Source organism: Micromonospora sp. WMMC273 (assembly GCF_027460285.1).
Lineage (GTDB): Bacteria > Actinomycetota > Actinomycetes > Mycobacteriales > Micromonosporaceae > Micromonospora > Micromonospora aurantiaca.
Map to the genome: position 1 here is coordinate 4535566 of NZ_JAPZBE010000001.1, position 14971 is coordinate 4550536.

General features: G+C 75.2%; 11 protein-coding genes. 6 read left to right on the forward strand and 5 right to left on the reverse strand.

Going from position 1 to position 14971, the window contains the following annotated elements; translation table 11 throughout:
* Position 1 precedes the first annotated feature (1 nt).
* Positions 2-2764, reverse strand: coding sequence for a LuxR C-terminal-related transcriptional regulator (locus O7611_RS20870; protein WP_194802245.1), 2763 nt, complete (start codon positions 2762-2764; stop codon positions 2-4).
* 152 nt (positions 2765-2916) lie between these two features.
* On the opposite strand from O7611_RS20870, the gene O7611_RS20875 reads away from it, so the two are divergent.
* The 5 genes from O7611_RS20875 to serS all read left to right on the forward strand — a co-directional run bounded on the left by O7611_RS20875 (position 2917) and on the right by serS (position 8538).
* Positions 2917-3360, forward strand: coding sequence for a hypothetical protein (locus O7611_RS20875; RefSeq protein ID WP_269697431.1), 444 nt, complete (start codon positions 2917-2919; stop codon positions 3358-3360).
* On the forward strand, positions 3357-4493 hold the full coding sequence (locus O7611_RS20880) for an alcohol dehydrogenase catalytic domain-containing protein (protein ID WP_194802247.1): 1137 nt from the start codon (positions 3357-3359) through the stop codon (positions 4491-4493). The genes O7611_RS20875 and O7611_RS20880 overlap by 4 nt, the downstream gene beginning before the upstream one ends.
* A gap of 31 nt (positions 4494-4524) precedes the next feature.
* On the forward strand, positions 4525-5700 hold the full coding sequence (locus O7611_RS20885; RefSeq protein WP_269697432.1) for a saccharopine dehydrogenase family protein: 1176 nt from the start codon (positions 4525-4527) through the stop codon (positions 5698-5700).
* Between the two features lie 31 nt (positions 5701-5731).
* On the forward strand, positions 5732-6826 hold the full coding sequence (locus O7611_RS20890) for a DNA polymerase III subunit beta family protein (protein ID WP_194802249.1): 1095 nt from the start codon (positions 5732-5734) through the stop codon (positions 6824-6826).
* A gap of 428 nt (positions 6827-7254) precedes the next feature.
* Complete coding sequence (gene serS, locus O7611_RS20895) at positions 7255-8538, forward strand: serine--tRNA ligase (RefSeq protein ID WP_269697433.1); 1284 nt, start codon at positions 7255-7257, stop codon at positions 8536-8538.
* Here serS and O7611_RS20900 read toward each other — a convergent pair.
* Genes O7611_RS20900 through O7611_RS20915 form a run of 4 tightly spaced genes read right to left on the reverse strand, consistent with a single transcriptional unit; the run spans position 8525 to position 13223 of the window.
* Positions 8525-9469, reverse strand: a complete 945-nt coding sequence (locus tag O7611_RS20900) for a cytochrome c biogenesis CcdA family protein (RefSeq protein ID WP_194802251.1) — start codon at positions 9467-9469, stop codon at positions 8525-8527. The genes serS and O7611_RS20900 overlap by 14 nt on opposite strands.
* Positions 9466-10053, reverse strand: coding sequence for a TlpA family protein disulfide reductase (locus O7611_RS20905; protein ID WP_194802252.1), 588 nt, complete (start codon positions 10051-10053; stop codon positions 9466-9468). The genes O7611_RS20900 and O7611_RS20905 overlap by 4 nt, the downstream gene beginning before the upstream one ends.
* Positions 10054-10068: 15 nt before the next feature.
* Positions 10069-11535 carry an NADH-quinone oxidoreductase subunit NuoF family protein gene (locus O7611_RS20910; RefSeq protein ID WP_194802253.1) on the reverse strand — a complete coding sequence of 489 codons (1467 nt, stop codon included), beginning with the start codon at positions 11533-11535 and terminating at the stop codon, positions 10069-10071.
* Entirely contained in the window at positions 11532-13223 is a 1692-nt protein-coding gene (locus tag O7611_RS20915; RefSeq protein ID WP_269697434.1) for a ferric reductase-like transmembrane domain-containing protein, read from the reverse strand. Before O7611_RS20915 ends, O7611_RS20910 begins: the two co-directional genes overlap by 4 nt.
* Before the next feature lie 237 nt (positions 13224-13460).
* On the opposite strand from O7611_RS20915, the gene O7611_RS20920 reads away from it, so the two are divergent.
* Positions 13461-14906 (forward strand): alpha-amylase, encoded by a 1446-nt coding sequence (locus O7611_RS20920; RefSeq protein ID WP_269697435.1) that lies wholly within the window; start codon positions 13461-13463, stop codon positions 14904-14906.
* Positions 14907-14971: the final 65 nt, after the last annotated feature.

The window sequence follows — 14971 nt, forward strand, 5'->3', positions numbered from 1 at the left end:
GTCAGATCAGCCGCAGCTCGCGCGCCCGCCGGACGGCGTCACGCCGGCGGGTCGCGTCGAGCTTGCGGTAGATGTTGCGCACGTGCGTCTTCACCGTGTTCACCGACAGGGACAGCTCGGCGGCGATCTCCACGTTGGACAGGATGCTCTGGAGATAGCGCAGGATGGTCAGCTCCCGCTCGGTGAGCGGCTCGTCGAGCGTCCGGGCCGGACCGTCGGCGGTCGCGGCCACCGGTTGCGCGTCCACGCCGCGCACCAGCTCGCTCACCGTGGCCCAGTACGCGGTGCCGGAATCCAGGCGCGCGGCGAGCAGATCCCGTACCCCCGGGTCGGCGCGGGTGAAGACGCGCCGGAAGCCGTCCGGCTCGGCGAGCGCCAGCACCTCCTCCAGCAGCCGCCCGGCGCGCCGGGAGTCACCGGAGGCGTCGGCGAGCGCCGCGTCGAGCAACCCGGCGCCCAGCCGCACCGGCAGCGGCCAGTCCGCCGCGCCGGGCCCGGTCCAGTCGGGCAGGGCCCGCTCGGCCGCACGGGCGTCACCGGCGCGCAACCGCAGCCGGGCGTCCGCCAGCGCCGGCGCCGGCCCGTCGCCCGCCGCGTCGAGCAGCGACCGGGCGCCGTCGACGTCACCGACGACGGCGCGTACCTGTGCCTCGTCGGCGGCGAGCCACGCGCCCAGCTGCGGGCCGGGCGCGGCGGTCCGCGCCTCGGCGAGCGTGCGCAGCGCGCCGCCCGGATCCCCGCCGTCGGCGAGCAGCCCGGCCCGGCACAGCGCGGTGAGCGCCGCGCCGCCCGGCTCCGCGCCGGCCGGCCCGGCGAGCGCCAGGTGGGCCGTGGCCTCCGCCGGCCGGTCCCGCTGCCAGTCCACGATCGCCAGCGCCAGGTACGCGTAACCGCAGTCGGACCGGGACGACCAGCCCTGACACGGCGGCATCGCCAGCGCCTCCCGGGCCAGTTCCTCGGCGGCCCGCAGCGCGCCCCGGGCCGCCTCCAGCAGCGCCGAGCGGCTGACGCAGAGCAGTTCGGTACGCGGCCGCCCGGCCCGCCGCGCCGCCTCCCGCGCCGTGGCGAACCGGTCCCGGGCGGTGGACAGCTCCCCCTCGGCCAGCGCGGCCAGCCCGTGCGCGGCACCGGCCACCGCGCGCACGTCGTCCCGCTCGGCCGCCCCGGCGCGCGGATCGGCTCCCGCGTCGGCGGGCGGGCCGGACGCAGTGGCGAGCAGGCGGTCGGCGGCCCGGCGTACCTCCTCGTGGTCGCCGCCGAGCCGGGCGAGGCTCAGCTCCACGGCGGCGGCCAGCCGGCCGAACCGGTCGCGGCGCGGCGCGGGCAGGTCGGCGGCGGCGGCCAGCGCACGCCGCAGCTGCACGTCGGCGGCGGCCCGATCCCCGGCGTACGCCCGCTCGGCGGCGGCGGCCAGCGCCAGCTCCGGATCCCGGCGGATCGCCTCGGCGGGCGGCTCGGGTGGGGCGGGTACGGCGGCCGGTTCGTCCGGTGCCAGCTCGGGCCAGCGGGTGACGAGCAGGTCGGTGGCGTCGGCCCACGCACCGGCGAGAAGCGCGTGCCGCAGTGCCTCGGCCGGACGGTCATGGGTGCCGTACCACCCGGCGGCGCGCCGGTGCAGCTCCCGCACCTCGTCGGCGGGCAGCCGGTCCAGCTCGTCGCGCAACACGTCGGCCAGCAGCGGGTGCGGCCGGTACCACTGCGGGCTGCCGCCGTCCCGGTGCAGGAAACCGCCCTCCCGGGCCGCCTCGGCGAGCAGGTGCCCGGCGTCGGGCCGCCCGGTCAGCGCGGCGGCCAGGTCGGCGTGGACCGCGACGGCCACCGCCACCCGGCGCAGGACGTCGCGGGTCGCCGGTTCCAGCGGGGCCAGCACCTCGTCCCGCAGGTACGCGGCGACGTCCGGCTGGTCACCGGCGAACCGTTCCACCGCGCGGGCCGGGTCGGCGGCGTCGCCGAGCGCGAGCGCGGCGAAGCGCAGCCCGGCCGGCCAGCCGGTGGTGCGCTCGGCCAGGCGGGCCACGGCCGGGGCGGGTACGGCCACGCCGTGCGCGACGAGCAGGTCGGCCACCTCGTCGGCGGTGAACGCCAGGTCGTCGGCGCCGATCACGGTCAGCTCACCGGCCAGCCGCCAGCGGTGCAGCGCCAGCGGTGGTTCGCCACGCCCGCCGGCCACCAGCCGCAACCGGCCGTCGGAGTGCCGGAGCAGGAACTCCAGCCCGGTCAGGGCGGCCGGGTCGGTGACCCGGTGCAGGTCGTCCAGGACCAGCAGCACGGGCCGCTCCCGGGCGGCGAGCGCGGCGGCGAGCGTTTCGAGCTGCTCGGGCCGGGGCGGCCCGTCCGGCACCGGCGGCGGCCCGTCGTCCGGGTCGTCGGCGGCGGCGGTGCGCAGGGCCGCCGCGAGGTAGCCCCAGAGCCGCCGGGTGGTCTCCCCCTCGGCCACCGTCACCCAGGCCGGGGCCGGCCCGGCCCGCTCCCCCTGCGCCCACGTCGACAGCAGCGTCGTCTTGCCCCAGCCGGCCGGCGCGCAGACGAGCGTCACCGGGCCGGACGCGCCCTGTTCCAGCCGGTCGAGCAGCCGCGGACGCAGCAGGACCGGCTCCGGCGGCACGGGCGGCGTCAACCGGGACGCCAGCAGCGGCGGGCCACCCGGCAGCGCACCACCGGCGACATCGGGCGAATCGAGGCCGGTGGTGAGCAGATCGGGCGTACCGGTGATGTCGCTTGTGCCGCTCGGTGCGGTGACGACCTGGTCTGCCTCCTCCGGCATGCGTCCCTCCCCCCGTCGGTGCGGGCAGCGGTTACCCGCACCGCGCCGGTTCACCCCTTCCGGGCGAACCCCGCTCACCCGGGCGCCGCGCACCCTGTAGGCACGCGGAGCGGCGGCCGGGTGTCGGCGCCCTCGGGACGGCGGGAGGTCAGGTGGCGCGGAGCAGACGGCTCGCGGCGGGCGCGCTGGCGCTGGCGGGGGCACGGGTGCTGGCTCCGGCGGGCGCGCGGGTGCTGGCCCGCCGCCGGGTACGGCGGTCCGGCGCCGATCCACGGCCGGGCCGGTGGCAGGTGGTGACGATCGCCGGGGCGCCCGAGCAGGTGCTCCCGGCCGGGCGGTGGCCCGAGCCGCTGCGCCGCCTCGAAGGCGCGGTCGAGCTGTGGGCCCGTCCGGCTCCCGGCGGGCGCGGTACGGAGCTGGCGGTCCGCCCGCTGGGCGGGGAGTGCACGCTCCCGGGGTTCGCCGCCCACCTGGTCGGCGACGACCCGGGCCGGTTCCTGCGCCACGTGCTGCGGCAGACCAAGCAACTGCTGGAGACCGGCGAGGTGCTGCGGGCGGACCGTTCGCCGCTGGACCGGCCGGGGAGCGCGACGTGAGGGCGCTGTGCTGGGCCGGTACCGGCCTGGTGGAGGTGCGCCGCGTCCCGGATCCGGAGCTGCGCAACGCCCAGGACATGATCGTCCGGGTCCGGCGCAGCACGACGTGCGGCGCGGACCTGCCGCTTCTCGATGGGCAGGTGCCCGAGGCGTCCGCCGGAGAGGTGCTCGGACGCGAGTTCCTCGGCGACGTGGTCGAGGTCGGGCCGGAGGTACGCCGGCACCGGGTCGCCGACCGGGTGGTGGTGGGCGCGGCGGTCGCCTGCGGTGCGTGCTGGTTCTGCCGGCAGGGGCTGCCGGCGTGCTGCGACAACGGTACGAGCGGCGTGGCGGCCGAGCCGGAGTGGGGGCAGCCGCCCGCCGGGGGTTACGGCCGCCCGGCCCGGCTGGGCGGCTTCCCCGGTGGTCACGCCGAGTACGTGCGGGTGCCGTACGCCGATGTGGGCGCGTTCGCCGTGCCGGAGTCGGTGAGCGACGAGCGGGCGGTGTTCGCCGCCGACGCCGCGCCGGCCGGCTGGTACGGCGCCGAGCTGGGCGAGGTCGCCCCCGGCGACGTGGTGGCGGTGTGGGGTGCGGGCGCGGTCGGTCAGCTCACCGCCGACGCGGCGGTGGCCCGGGGCGCGGACCGGGTGGTGGTGGTCGACGACCGGGACGACCGGCTGCGGATGGTCACCGGGCACGACGGCGTGGAGGCGCTCAACCACAGGTACGTGGACGTGCTCGCCGAGCTGCGCGAACGCAGCGGCGGCCGGGGCCCGGACGTGTGCGTCGACGCCTCCGGGGTGCCGGCCGCGCCGGGCCGGTGGCCGGTGGCCGAGCCGGACGGCGGGGCGGCGCTGCGCGACGCGGTGCACGCCTGCCGTAAGGGCGGCGTGGTGGTGGTGCTCGGCGCCCGGCCCGGTTTCGTGGACCGGGTCCCGCTCGGCGCGTTCGCCGACAAGGGGCTCACCGTCCGCGCCGCCCGGCGCCGGGGCGGTGCCGCGATCCCGGCGCTGCTGGAACGGATGGCCCGCGACGAGCTGGTCACCGAGCACCTGGCCACGCACCGGATGCCGCTGGAGCGCGGCGCCGAGGGGTACGCGTTGTTCCGGGACCGGGCCGACGGCTGCGTCCGGGTGGTCTTCACACCGTGAAGGTGAGCGCCGTGGATGGCACACTCGGCGGATGCGCGCAGACCGTCCGTACGACCTCGTCCTGTTCGGCGCCACCGGCTTCACCGGCGGGCTGACCGCCGAATACCTGGCCCGGCACGCGCCGGACCGGCTGCGCTGGGCCCTCGCCGGGCGTAACCCGGACAAGCTCGCAGCGGTACGGGACCGGCTGGCCGCGATCGACCCGGCCCTGGCCGAGCTGCCGCTGCTCACCGCCGACGTGACCGACCCGGCGTCGCTGCGCGCGGTGGCGCAGAGCGCCCGGGTGGTCGCCACGACCGTCGGCCCGTACGTGCACCACGGCGAGCCGCTGGTCGCCGCATGCGCCGCGGCCGGCACCGACTACCTCGACATCACCGGCGAGCCGGAGTTCGTGGACCGGATGTACGTGCGGCACCACGCCGAGGCGGTGCGCACCGGGGCACGCCTGGTGCACGCCTGCGGCTTCGACTCGATCCCGCACGACCTGGGCGTCTGGTACACGGTCAAGCAACTGCCGGCCGACGGGCCGATCGCCGTGGACGGGTACGTCCGGGCCGGTGGCCGGTTCTCCGCCGGGACGTACCACTCGGCGCTCACCGCGTTCTCCCGTACCGGTGAGATGAGCCGCGCGGCGCGGGCCCGCCGGGCGATGGAGCCCGGCCCGGAGGGACGCCGGGTCCGCGCGGTCCCGGGCAAGGTCGGCCGGGTACGCGAGTTCGGCCAGTGGGCGGTGCCGCTGCCCACCATCGACCCGCAGGTGGTCCGCCGATCCGCGGCGGCCCGCCCGGAGTACGGCCCGGACTTCCGCTACCGGCACTTCGCGGCGATGAAGCGGCTGCCCACGGTGCTGGTCGCGGGCGTCGGGCTGGCCGGTGTGGTGGGGCTGGTGAAGGTGGCGCCGACGCGGCGGTGGCTGCTCGGGCGGCTCGCCTCCGGGCAGGGGCCGACCGCCGAGCAGCGGGCCAGGTCGTGGTTCCGGGTGCGGTTCGTGGGCACCGGCGGCGGCCGGCGGGTGGTGACCGAGGTGGCCGGCGGCGACCCGGGTTACGACGAGACGGCCAAGATGCTGGCCGAGTCGGCACTCTGCCTGGCCTTCGACGACCTGCCGGAGACCGCCGGGCAGGTCACGCCGGTTGCGGCTATGGGTGACGCGCTGCTGGACCGGCTGGTACGAGCGGGCATCACGTTCCGCACGCTGCCGGCGTGAGGTTGACCCTCGACCCGCTTGAGGTCACAGGATGACGGCTGTGGAGAGCGAGCTTCGCAGCATCGGCGAACTGGCCCGGGCCAGCGGGTTGACGGTCAGCGCACTGCGGTTCTACGACCGTTCCGGGGTGCTGGCCCCCGCCCGGGTGGACCCGGTGACCGGCTACCGCTGGTACACCGAGGAGCAGGTGGGCCCGGCCCGCCTGGTGGCCGGGCTGCGCCGGGTCGGGATGCCGCTGACTGGCATCGCCGAGGCGCTGCGGAACCGGCACCGGCCGGCCGAGGTGCACCGGCTGCTGGACGCGCACCTGCGCCGCCTGGAGGACGGCCTGGCCGACGCGCGTCGCGAACTCTCCCGGATCCGTAGCCTGATCGACCCGGAGGAGACCATCGTGACCACCCGCCTCGTGCTGTCCCGCACCGACCTCGCCGCCGCCGTGGACGCCGTACGCTTCGCCGTCGGCGCCGACCCCGGCCTGCCGGTCCTGTCCGGCGTGCTCGTAGAGGTCGAGCCGGACGGTGTCCGGCTGGTCGCCACCGACCGGCACCGGCTGGCAGTGGCCCGGGTCGGCGGCACCGTCGACGGCCCGCCGGTGAGCGCGCTGCTGCCGGTCGCATTTGTGGACGACCTCCGCGCGCTGCTGGACGCCGACGGCGCCGAATCCGCCGACGTCGTCGTCGCCACCGACCGGGTGACCGTCACGGTGGCGGGCCGGCCGCTCACCGCGGTGCCGCTGCCGTACGACTTCCCCGACTACCGGCGGCTGCTGCGGGCGCAGCTCGGCGACGTACCCGCGTACCGGATCCCGTTCGACGGCGCGGCGCTGCGGGCGGCGCTCACCGCCGACGGCGTCCCGGTCTGTCACCGCGCGCACGAGGGCGCCGAGCACGAGGTGGTGGCGCTCGGTCTGGACGGCCGCGGCGAGCTGCGCCTGGTCGACCCGAACGGCGCGGGCGGCGGCGCGGATGCGCTTCGCGTGGCGGTCAACCGGGAGTACCTGCTGGACGCCCTGGGGTCCGGCGACGGCCAGCTCGTGCTGGAGCTGGACGGCCCGATCGCCCCGCTGGCCGTGCGGCGGCCCGACGACGCGCACGCCTTCTCGGTCCTGATGCCGGTACGCCTCTGACGGTGCGCGCTCACCGGTGCCGGCACCCGCATAGCGACAGCGATCCGTGACCGTGCGTGACGCCGCTGCCCTCCCGCGTGCTTCACCCCTTGCGCACTTTGCTCTGCAGCCATCCGCGCGACGCTGACGCTCCGTCGAACGCCGCGTCGGTGGCTGCAGAGCAAAGTCGCCGGAGAGGCATGTCCGCCGGAGAGCGGAGCCGCGAGGTTGACCAGGTCAGCGGGCTGACGATTCGCAGCGAGGCCGCACGGGCACCGGAGCACCATCACGGAACGTGAGCACGCCCCGTCGACGGCTGAACCACCACACTCCGTCACCGGAAAGGGCCTCGAGGCGGCGGGCTGCGCGGGCCGGGCCGGGGCGGCGGGGGCGCGACGGTAGCATCTGGAGGTCCCACCTGACTGCCTGGACGGAGGCGTACGAGCAGCATGCTCGACATGGAGTTGATCCGGAAGGATCGCGAGGCGGTGGCGACCGCGCTGGCGAAGCGTCTGGATCCCGCCGAGGTCACCCGGGCGCTGGACGACATCCAGCGGCTCGACCAGGAACGACGCGCCCTGATCACGGAGATCGACGCCGAGCGGCAGCGCCGCAAGGCCGAGGCGCGCGCGTACGCGGAGGCGAAACGGTCCGGCGGCACGCCGCAGCCGGTCGCCCCGGAGGCCGAGCGCAAGCAGCTCGCGGAGCTGGAGTCCCAGCTCGACGAGGTGCAGTCCCGGCTCCGCTCGGCGATGAGCGAGCTGCCGAACCTGCCCGCCGACGACGTGGTCCCCGGCGGCAAGGAGGCCAACCGGGTGGTGCGCACGTTCGGCGAGGCGCCGGCCATCGAGAAGGTACGCGACCACGTGGAGCTGAGCCGCGCGCTCGGCCTGGTCGACCACGAGCGGGGCGTGAAGCTCGGCGGCTCGGGCTTCTGGATGTACACCGGTCTCGGCGCCCGGCTGGAGTGGGCGCTGGTGAACTGGTTGATCGAGCAGAACATCCAGGCCGGCTACGAGTTCCTGCTCCCGCCGCACCTGCTGCTGGACAGCGCCGGTTTCGCCGCCGGGCAGTTCCCGAAGTTCCACGACGACGTCTACCACATCGACAAGCAGTCGTCCTCGCGCGGCCAGTTCCTGCTGCCCACGGCGGAGACGGCGATCCTCGGCGCGTACCAGGACGAGATCCTGGAGACGCCGAAGCTGCCGTTGAAGGCGTTCGCGTACACGCCGTGCTACCGGCGCGAGGCGGCCGGTTCGCACTCCGACGAGCGGGGCACCGTACGCGGCCACCAGTTCAACAAGGTGGAGATCTTCCAGTTCACGCTGCCGGAGCAGGCGGGCGAGGCGCTGGAGGCGATGGTCGGGCACGTCGAGGGCCTGGTCGGCAAGCTCGGTCTGCACTTCCAGACCAGCCTGCTCGCCGCCGGTGACGCGAGCGCCTCGATGAAGAAGACGCTCGACGTCGAGGTGTGGATGCCGAGCACCGGCAAGTACAAGGAGGTGTCGTCGGTCTCCTGGGCCGGCGACTACCAGGCGCGCCGGGCGGCGATCCGCTACCGCGAGCCGGGCGCGAAGCAGACCCGTTTCGTGCACACGCTCAACGGTTCGGCGCTGGCCACCAGCCGCCTGTTCCCGGCCATCCTGGAGCAGTGCCAGCAGCCCGACGGCTCGGTGGTGGTCCCGGAGGTCCTCCGCGACAAGCTCGGCACCGACCGCCTCACCGCGCGCTGACCCGCTCCCCCGCCCCCGCCGCTCCCCCGCGATCTTGCACTTCCGGCCCGCGAGAAGTCCGCTTCACCCCTTCTGCCCGGGCGCCAACTGCAAGATCGCGGGAGCGAGGGCGGGGGCGGGGGCGGGTGAGGGCGGCGAGGAGGAGCAGGAGCAGCGCCGCGAGGACGGCGGGGCCCAGCGTGTCGACGGCGCTCACCAACGACTGCTGGATGCGGGCGGCGGTGCGGATGACCGGGTCGGTGAAGGCGTCGTAGCGGCCCTGGGCGAGGCGTACCTCGTACCAGCCGTACCAGGCGACGTAGCCGCCCGCGACCAGCAGCACCAGGCCGCTCAGCCGCGGCACCCACGCGCCCGCGCCGCGCAGCAGCGCCACGACCCGGCCGCGCAGCAGCGCCACGGCGAGCGCGGCCACGCCGACCACGAGCGCCATCCCCAGCGCGTACGCCCCGAACAGCGCCAGCCCGCGCAGCGGCGACCCGGCCCGCAGGCTGGTCACCACGATCGCCAGGAACGGCGCGATCGCGCAGGTCAGCGACGTGAGCGCGTACGCCGCACCGAAGAGCACCGTGGACGGCCAGGTGCGGGTGAGCCGGGGCGCGACGCGCAACGGGCGCGGCGCGGGCAGCCGCCGGCCGGTGAGCAGCCAGCATCCGGCCAGTGCCAGCAGCACGCCGAGCGTCAGCGTCAGCCACGGCAACCGGGGCCGCAGCCAGTCCGCCGCCGGTGCCAGGGCCAGCCCGAACGCGCCGAACACCAGCACGTACCCGAGAGTGAGCCCGGCCGTCGCGGTGAGCGCGCGGCCGACCGTGCCGCGCCCGCCGTCGGGGCCGGCCACCAGCAACGACAGGTACGCGGGCAGCATCGCGAAGCCGCACGGGTTGACCGCGCCGAGCATGCCCGCGGTCAGGGCGAGCAGCAGCGCGCCGGTCATCCCCGGGCCAGCGTCTCGACCTGCCGGGTCAACGCCTCGCCGTCCAGGAATCCCTGGTGGACGACCCGGCCGGTGCGGTCCAGGACGACGAACGTGCTCTGCTCGGCCACCTTGAACCGGCGCCACAGCGCGCCCGCCCGGTCGTCGATCTGTGTCGTGCCGGCCAGGTCGAACTCGCTGACGAACGACTTCATGGCCTTCTGCTCGCCGAGTCCGGCGACGCCGACGATGGGGACGGTGTCGCGGTAGGCGGGGGCGATCTCGGCCACCGTCCACGCCTGGCTGGCGCAGGTGGCGCACCAGGGCGCCCAGAACCAGAGCACTACCGGCCGCCCGGCCAGGGCGGCGGCGTCGAACGCCGTACCGTCGAGGGTCTTGCCGGTGAACGACAGCGCGGCCGGCACCACGGCCGGTGACGCGGACGCCGGTGCGGATGCCGACCCGGACGGGGAGGCGGCGGCCGGGGGCGCCGGGGCGACCGCTGCGTCCCGCGCGCCGGGCTCAGGCCCGGCGGCGCAGGCGGTCACGGCGGCGAGCGTGGCGGCCAGCAGGGCGGCGGCTGTGACACGAACGGCGGTACGCATCGGCGGCTCCTGGTTCTACTCGGCCCGGACGAGGCGGAGCGCGAGTTCGGGACAGACCTTTACCGCCTTGAGCGCGCCCTCACGCAGCCACGTCGGCACCGGGGTGGGCGGGAACGCCGGGTAGCCGTTGCCGTCGAGCCGGATGAAGTCCGGCACCACGTGCGCGCAGAGTCCGTGACCGTCGCAGCGCGACCAGTCCAGGGTGAGCTTCTGCGGGTTGGCGTCGGGCGCGCCGGGCAGGCCCATCATGCCCTTGACCCGTTTTCCGCAGCCCTCGCCGGTGGCGTGCAGCCGCAGGTCGTCGGCGAACACCTCCATCGCGGACAGTGCGAACCGGGCGGTGCCGTCCGGGTGGCTGCACGCGCCGCGTCCCTTGACGTCGCCGGCCGCGGCCCGGACCAGTTCGACCGGTGCGCTGCCGGAGACCGCGAGGTCGACCGAGCGGGCCAGGTCGGGCAGGCCCATCTTGCACGGGCCGCACTGCCCGGCGGACTCGCCCGCGAGGTAGCGCACCACCTGCGCGGCCTCGCCGAGCGGGCAGGTGTCGGCACCGAGCGGCACGATGATGCCGGCGCCGAGCGTGCCGCCCACGGCGGTGAGCCCCTTGCGGGACACCTCGGCCCGCTCGGCGGCCGCCGCGGTGATCCACTTGCCGTGGTAGCCGCCCATCAGGATGCCCGGGCCGGGCGGCACCTCGCACAGGTCGAGGATCTCGCGCAGCGGGGTGCCGGCGGCGCACTCCACCACGGCGGGGCGCTTCGCCGACCCGGTGACGGTGAGCAGCACGGTGCCCGGCTCGTCGTCGGTGCCGAGGGCGGCGTACTCGTACGGGCCGATCCGGGCGGCGACGGCGAGCTGGGAGTACGTCTCGGCGTTCGACAGCAGCGTGGGCAGCCCGCCGACGCCGGAGTCGCTGGAGCGCTTCTTCGTGCCGGGCGGGATGTGCGGCAGGCCGTTGATGCCGTTGACGAGCGCGCCGCCCTCACCGGAGATGAACCGGTGCGGCACGGTGACGATCGTGGTGGGCACCGGCATCCGCCGTTCCCGCAGCGCCTCGGTCAGCGAGGGCCGGCCCACGTCGTCGTCGGCGACCCCGATCACGATCTCCTCGGCGTCGAGCGCGAACGCGGCGAGCGCGGCGCCGTCCAGGATGAGGTGCGGGGCGCGGGTGAGCAGCACCTTGTCCTTCCAGCTCGCCGGCTCCCCCTCGGTGGCGTTCACCACCACCACGGCGCCGAGGTCCTGCCGCTCGCAGGACTCCAGCACGGCGCGCAGCTTGCGGGCGAACGGGAAACCCGCGCCGCCCTTGCCCTTGAGGTCGATGGCTTCGGCGAGCCGCAGCAGCGCGGCCGGTTCCATCGGGCCGATCGGGCCGTGCACCTCCTCGTGGGCGAGCAGGTCGAGCCGGCCGAACTCGGCGAACCCGGCGGTCAGGCGGGGCTCGCCGACACAGGCGACCGGCGGGACGGTCGTACGCGTCACCGCGCCTCACCCCGCAGCCCGGCCCAGTACGCGCCGTCGACCGCGTCCGCGTCGGCCCGCTTGCGGCGGCCGGACCGGCTCTCCTTGCCCGCGCGCATCGCCCGGCGGGAGGCGAGGTCGACGAGCGTCGGGGTGTCGTCGACGAACGCCTCGTCGGCGGCGTAGCGGGCCGGCGGGCGCCAGTAGTCCGGCTCCTCCGGCACGTCCTCCTCGTCGCGGTAGCGGCGGCCGGATCCGCTGAGCGGTTCGGCCGAGAGGGGGGTGCCGGAGATCGGGCCGGCCGAGATCGGCTCACCGGGGACCGGGCGGGTCTCCCAGCGGCGCGGGCTGTCCCACGGCTCCTCCGGCTCGTCGGTGGCGCGCGGCGGCGCGGAGTAGCGGGCCACCTCGGCCGCGGTGGCGTACCGGCCGCTGTCCGGGGGCGCGGAGTGGCGGCCACCGGTGTCCGGCGGCGCCGAGTGCCGGCCGCCGCTCTCCGGCGGCGCCGAGTACCGGGCCACCAGGTCCTCGTCGTCGCGGGAGCGGCGGCTCACCCGCTCCTCGGTCCGGGAGCGGCGGGTCACGCGTTCCTCGTCGTCGCGGCGACGGCGGCGGGGCCGTTCGCCGCCGGTCCGGCGGGCCGGCGCCACCTCCTCGTCGCGGGCGCGGGCGACGGGCTCGCGCTCCTCGTCGCGGCGGCGGGCGGCTGCTGCGCGGACCGGTTCGCGCAGCGACCCGGGTTCCGGCACCACGGGTACGGCGAACCGCTCCGGGTCGCGCCGCCGGGCGGTGCCGGCCGGGGCGGTCCAGGTGGCGCTCGCCTCGGCCCAGCGGCCCCGGCCGGCGCCCTTGTCCTCCTTGTCGGCGGCCTTCTTGCGGGTGAGCGCGGCGAACACGCCGGTACGCTCCTCGCCCTTGCCGGCCATCGCCTTGTTGAGCGCGACGGCCTGGTGCTGCTCGCGGCTGCGCTTGCCGAGGTGGACCGAGACGCGCACCAGCAACGCCATCACCACGAGCACCACGCAGGCGAGGTAGCTCAGCACCACCCAGCCGGCGGCGGGCCGGCCGGCGTTGAGGCCGTGTACGAGCGCGAACGGCCAGGACACGTACGCCGTCGAGTGCAGTCCGCGCCAGAACCACTTCGGACCGACGCCGGCGAACCGGACCCGGACCAGCCCGGTCCAGAGCACGCCCACCATCAGCAGCGCGGCGACGGTGCCCAGTCCGACGTAGAGGCCGCTGCCGCTGAGGAACGGCACCACCGCGTCGGTCGGCCCGGCCCGGCCGATCGCGACCTTGGTGATGACGTGGAAGACCAGTCCGGCCACGCCGAGCACGCCGGTGGCCCGGTGCGCCGACTGGAGCAGCACGCGGTGCCGGATGAGCAGCACCAGGCGGTCGGTGGCGAGCAGGCCCAGCATCACGGTGATGCTGAGCGAGACCAGGGCGACCACCCCGGCGAAGAACTCGGTGAAGAAGAATCCGTACGAGTACATGACGCCGCCGGCGCCGGCCAGCTCCACACCGGCCCACGCGAGGCCGAGCGCGGAGGCGGTCAGCGCCACCATCGCGGACTTCGACATCGTCCGGGCACCACGGCTGGTGCTGGTGGTCCGGACGGTCGTCGCCTTCTCGTTCTGCTGTGCCCGGGCCATCTGCTCCTCGATCGTCTCGCGGCGGCGCCCCCACCGGCCGACCCTGCTCCCCACTCAGGTACGGAGGGACGGCGCGGACGGATCACCTCCGGTGGCGAATTTCTCGGCCGGTTTCTCGAACCGTCCGGACCGGACGCGCGTGTAGCGCCTGACGCAACGACGGATGCCCATGCGTTGACAGACTTTGCAACAGGCTCGTAACCTTGCCGCAAAATTTCAGTCCGGTTGCAAGAAGCCGGCACTGATACAGGCTCCACTCCCCCGCATCCCCCGCACCCCGCAGGAGTCCTGATGCATCGACGCCGATGCCGCGCCGCGGCGCTCGCCCTGAGCCTGGCCGCGAGCCTGCTCGTTCCCCTCACCGCGGCGGCACCCCCGGCCGCCGCCGCCACCCCCGGCGCCAAGAAGGTCATCGTCCAGCTCTTCGAGTGGAACTGGACCTCGGTCGCCGCCGAGTGCACCAGCACCCTGGGCCCGAAGGGCTACGGCTACGTTCAGGTGTCCCCGCCGCAGGAGCACGTCAACAGCAGCCCGTGGTGGGTGTCGTACCAGCCGGTCAGCTATCGGATCGAGTCCCGCAAGGGCACCCGGGCGCAGTTCCAGTCCATGGTGAACACCTGCCACGCCGCGGGCGTCAAGGTGATCGTCGACGCCGTGGTCAACCACATGTCCGGCCAGGAGAACGGCGGCACCGGCTGGGCCGGCTCGTCGTACGGCCACTACAACTACCCGGGCGTCTACTCGGCGCAGGACTTCCACTACTGCGGCCGCAACGGCAACAACGACATCGCCAACTACAACGACCGGTACGAGGTGCAGAACTGCGAGCTGGTCAACCTCGCCGACCTCAAGACCGAGTCGGAGTACGTGCGCGGCCGGCTGGCCGCGTACCTCAACGACCTGCTCTCACTCGGCGTGGACGGCTTCCGGCTGGACGGCAGCAAGCACATGCCGGCGGCCGACATCGCCGCGATCAAGGCCAAGCTGTCCCGCAGCGCATACCTGGTGCAGGAGGTCATCTACGGCGCCGGTGAGCCGATCCAGCCGACCGAGTACACCGGCAACGGCGACGTGCACGAGTTCCGGTACGGCAAGGACCTGGCCCGGATGTTCAACAACGAGCGGCTGGCGTACCTGAGGAACTTCGGTGAGTCCTGGGGCTACCTGTCGAGCGCGAAGGCGGTGGTCTTCACCGACAACCACGACACCCAGCGCGAGGGTGGCGTGCTGACCTACCGCAACCGCGGCACGTACGCGCTCGCCAACGCGTTCATGCTCGCCTGGCCGTACGGCACCCCGGCGGTGATGTCGAGCTTCACCTACAGCGGCCGGGACCAGGGCCCGCCCGCCGACGGCAGCAACCGGATCACCAACGTCACCTGCTACTCGGGCTGGGAGTGCGAGCACCGCTGGCCGGTGATCGCCAACATGGTCGGCTTCCGCAACGCCACCGAGGGCGCCGGGGTCTCCAACTGGTACGACAACGGCTACCAGCACATCGCGTTCAGCCGTACCGGCAAGGGATATCTGACCATAAACGACGAGGACAGCGCGGTGAACGGCCGCTCGTACTACACCGGGCTGCCGGCGGGCCGCTACTGCGACGTCGTCCACGGCACGTTCAGCAACGGCTCGTGCAGCGGGCCGGTGATCACGGTGGACTCGTCCGGCTGGTTCGCCGCGAACGTCCCCGCCCACGACGCGATCGCCATCCACATCGGCGCGAAGCTGAGCTGAGCCATCCGGACCGCGAAGCCCTCGTACCCGTAGTACCGGGTACGAGGGCTTCCGGTCGGTTACAG

Bases quoted from the DNA above. Each gene is read 5' to 3' on its own strand.
- O7611_RS20870 (WP_194802245.1), bottom strand. From the start codon at position 2,764: ATGCCGGAGGAGGCAGACCAGGTCGTCACCGCACCGAGCGGCACAAGC.
- O7611_RS20885 (WP_269697432.1), top strand. From the start codon at position 4,525: ATGCGCGCAGACCGTCCGTACGACCTCGTCCTGTTCGGCGCCACCGGC.
- O7611_RS20890 (WP_194802249.1), top strand. From the start codon at position 5,732: ATGACGGCTGTGGAGAGCGAGCTTCGCAGCATCGGCGAACTGGCCCGG.
- serS (WP_269697433.1), top strand. From the start codon at position 7,255: ATGCTCGACATGGAGTTGATCCGGAAGGATCGCGAGGCGGTGGCGACC.
- O7611_RS20900 (WP_194802251.1), bottom strand. From the start codon at position 9,469: ATGACCGGCGCGCTGCTGCTCGCCCTGACCGCGGGCATGCTCGGCGCG.
- O7611_RS20905 (WP_194802252.1), bottom strand. From the start codon at position 10,053: ATGCGTACCGCCGTTCGTGTCACAGCCGCCGCCCTGCTGGCCGCCACG.
- O7611_RS20920 (WP_269697435.1), top strand. From the start codon at position 13,461: ATGCATCGACGCCGATGCCGCGCCGCGGCGCTCGCCCTGAGCCTGGCC.